The 2,700-nt window shown below is 66.9% G+C and carries 2 protein-coding genes and 1 tRNA gene; 1 reads left to right on the top strand and 2 read right to left on the bottom strand.

The genetic code is table 11. The annotated features are described in order from the left end of the window. Window positions 1-117: 117 nt before the first annotated feature. Both rph and ACI38Z_RS02860 read right to left on the bottom strand, forming a co-directional pair. Window positions 118-861: a ribonuclease PH gene (gene rph, locus ACI38Z_RS02865; protein ID WP_439788675.1), complete on the bottom strand. Its 744-nt coding sequence runs from the start codon at window positions 859-861 to the stop codon at window positions 118-120. 111 nt (window positions 862-972) lie between these two features. Beyond that, window positions 973-1,048: transfer RNA gene (locus ACI38Z_RS02860), tRNA-Val, on the bottom strand. A 75-nt stretch (window positions 1,049-1,123) separates the two neighbouring features. Between ACI38Z_RS02860 and ACI38Z_RS02855 the strand changes: the two genes are divergently transcribed. Continuing rightward, a complete protein-coding gene (locus tag ACI38Z_RS02855) occupies window positions 1,124-2,689 on the top strand; it encodes a Mur ligase family protein (protein WP_439788674.1) in 1,566 nt (521 codons plus the stop codon). The last annotated feature ends 11 nt before the right edge of the window (window positions 2,690-2,700 follow it).

Here is a 2,700-nt window from a genome sequence, read left to right as displayed (position 1 = left end):
GAACATGCGGCTTCCTTCCCGTCCCGTTTTGGTCCAAGATTCCCACCGCAGTCCCAATATGTTAATTGGACTTAACACGATGCACCGGGCGAGAAGTACGGCGCCCCTTGCCGCGGCCTACTCCTGAAAGCCCGTCACCTTGTCTTGCAGCTGTATGAGCTTTGCGATGCCCGCCTGGCCCATGTCGAGCAGCGCGTTGAGCTCGTCGCGGTTGATGGTCGAGCGCTCGCCCGTGCCCTGTACCTCCACGATGCCGCCCTCGCCCGTGCACACAAGGTTGAGGTCGACCTCCGCGTGGCTGTCCTCCGGGTAGTCAAGGTCCAGCAGCAGCCGGCCGTCCACCTTGCCCATGCTGATGGCCGCGACCTGGCCCGTGAGCGGCATGTGCTTTATCTTGCCTGCCTCCACGGCCGCCTGCAGCGCGTCGTGCAGCGCCACCCACGCGCCCGTGATGGAGGCGGTGCGCGTGCCGCCGTCCGCCTGGATCACGTCGCAGTCGCACGTGACAGTGTACTCGCCCAGCTTGTGCATGTCGCACACGGCGCGCAGGCTTCTGCCAACCAGACGCTCGATCTCCATCGAGCGTCCCTTGCGACCCTTGTACTCGCGGCGCGAGCGCGTGTTGGTGGAGGCGGGAAGCATGGCGTACTCCGCCGTGACCCAGCCCGCGCGGGCGCCCTTGCGCCAGCCCGGCACGCCTTCCTCTATGGTGGCGGTGCACATCACGCGCGTGTTGCCAAACTCCGCCAGGCACGATCCGTCCGCGTTCATCATCACGTCGCGCGTGAGCTTGACGGGGCGCATCTCGTCCGCCGCCCTGCCATAGCTGCGCTCGCGAGCGCCCTCCTGCTGCTGGGCCATGTTCTTCTCCCCTGTCTTTGCGTTGTCTGCCGTTGTCTTGCGGCTTTGCTTTGCCTGCCGTTACCACAAGGCCCCGCACCGCGGACTGCGGATACGGGGCCGGATGATCTCTGGTGGACGGTGAGGGATTCGAACCCCCGATCTTGTGCTTGTAAGGCACCTGCGCTAGCCGCTGCGCCAACCGTCCGTGTCATGCGTGGTGAGTTTATCACACCAACCCGCCCGGCGCTAAAGGCCCGCGTTTGGCCGTATACTTTCCCACATGGATACCATTACTCTTGCGCGCATAGCCCAGCTTCTGGGCACCAACGGGCTTCTTTCCCGCACGAGCGGCCTCGACGGGAAGGTTGCCGATACCTGCGTCACCGGCGCAGACTGCGACTCGCGCTTCGCAGCACCCAACCACCTGTTCATCTGCAAGGGCGCGGCCTTCAAGCCCGCGTACCTCACGTCCGCGCTTGCGGCTGGCTGCGTTGCCTACCTGTGCGACGAGGACCACGCCGCCGAGCTCGCGGCCGTGGCGCCCGGCGTGCCGCAGCTGGTTGCCAGCAACCTGCGCCGCGCGATGGCCGTGGCCTCCGCCGCCGCGTGGGGCCACCCGGACCGCGACATCCAGGTGCTGGGCATCACGGGCACCAAGGGCAAGTCGACCGTCAGCTACATGCTGCGCGCGATCCTGGACTCCGCCGCAGACGGGCGAGAAGATCGCGCCCACCGCGCCGCAATCCTGGGCTCCATCGACACCTACGACGGGGTCGAGAGCTTTGAGAGCGTGAACACCACGCCCGAGGCCCCGGACCTGTGGCGCCACGTGCGCAACGCCGTGAGCTCGCACCTGCCTTACCTGGTGATGGAGGTGTCCAGCCAGGCGCTCAAGTACGACCGCGTGGTGGACCTGGGCCTGGACGTGGCCTGCTTCCTCAACATCGGGCGCGACCACATAAGCCCCGCGGAGCACCCCAACTTTGAGGATTACTTTGCGAGCAAGCTCCGCATTTTTGACCAGGCGCGGACCGCGGTCGTGAACCTCGATTCTGCCGAGGTCGACACGATCCTGGACCACGCCAAGCGCTGCGAGCGCCTTGTTACGTTTGGCTGCACGGACGCCGCGCGCGAGGCGGGCGCGGACGTGTGGGCCACCAACGTGCGCTCCGGCGAGGGCCAGGTCACGTTTGCCTGCCACACCCCCAGCTGGGAGGGCGACGTCACGGTCAGCATGCCCGGCCTCTTTAACGTGGACAACGCCTGCGCCGCCATCGCCATGTGCGAGGTGCTTGGCGTCCCGCGCGAGCAGGTCGTGGCGGGCCTTGCGCACGTGCGCGTGCCCGGCCGCATGGAGCTGCTGCTGACGGACGACCCCAAGGTCACGGCCATTGTGGACTACGCCCACAACAAGCTGAGCTACCAGCGGTTCTTTAGCTCCATCGTGAAGGAGTTCGCGGGCCGCAAGGTGATCGCCGTGTTTGGCGCGCCCGGCGGCAAGGCCTACGAGCGCCGCCAGGAGCTGCCGCAGGAGGCCTCCAAGTGGGCCGACTACCTCATCTACACGGAGGAGGACCCGGCGCACGACTCTGTTGCGGATATCTGCCAGCAGATGAGCGACGCCACGCCCGCCGGACAGCCGCACGAGGTGATCCTGGACCGGCCCGCCGCCATCGAGCGCGCAGTCGACCTTGCGTTTGACTGCCCGGAGGGGGCCATCGTCTGCCTGCTGGCCAAGGGCGACGAGACCCGCCAGCACGAGGGCGACAGGTTCGTTCCGTGCGAGACGGACGGCACGCTCTTCTATCGCGCGGCCGAGAAGCACGGCGCGCATCCTCGCAACTAGCTTTATCACGC

The organism is Parafannyhessea sp. (genome assembly GCF_051876455.1).
Classification (GTDB): Bacteria; Actinomycetota; Coriobacteriia; order Coriobacteriales; family Atopobiaceae; genus Parafannyhessea.
The sequence above is the reverse complement of the archived record's forward strand: the minus strand, read 5'-3'. Positions and strand labels throughout refer to the sequence as shown.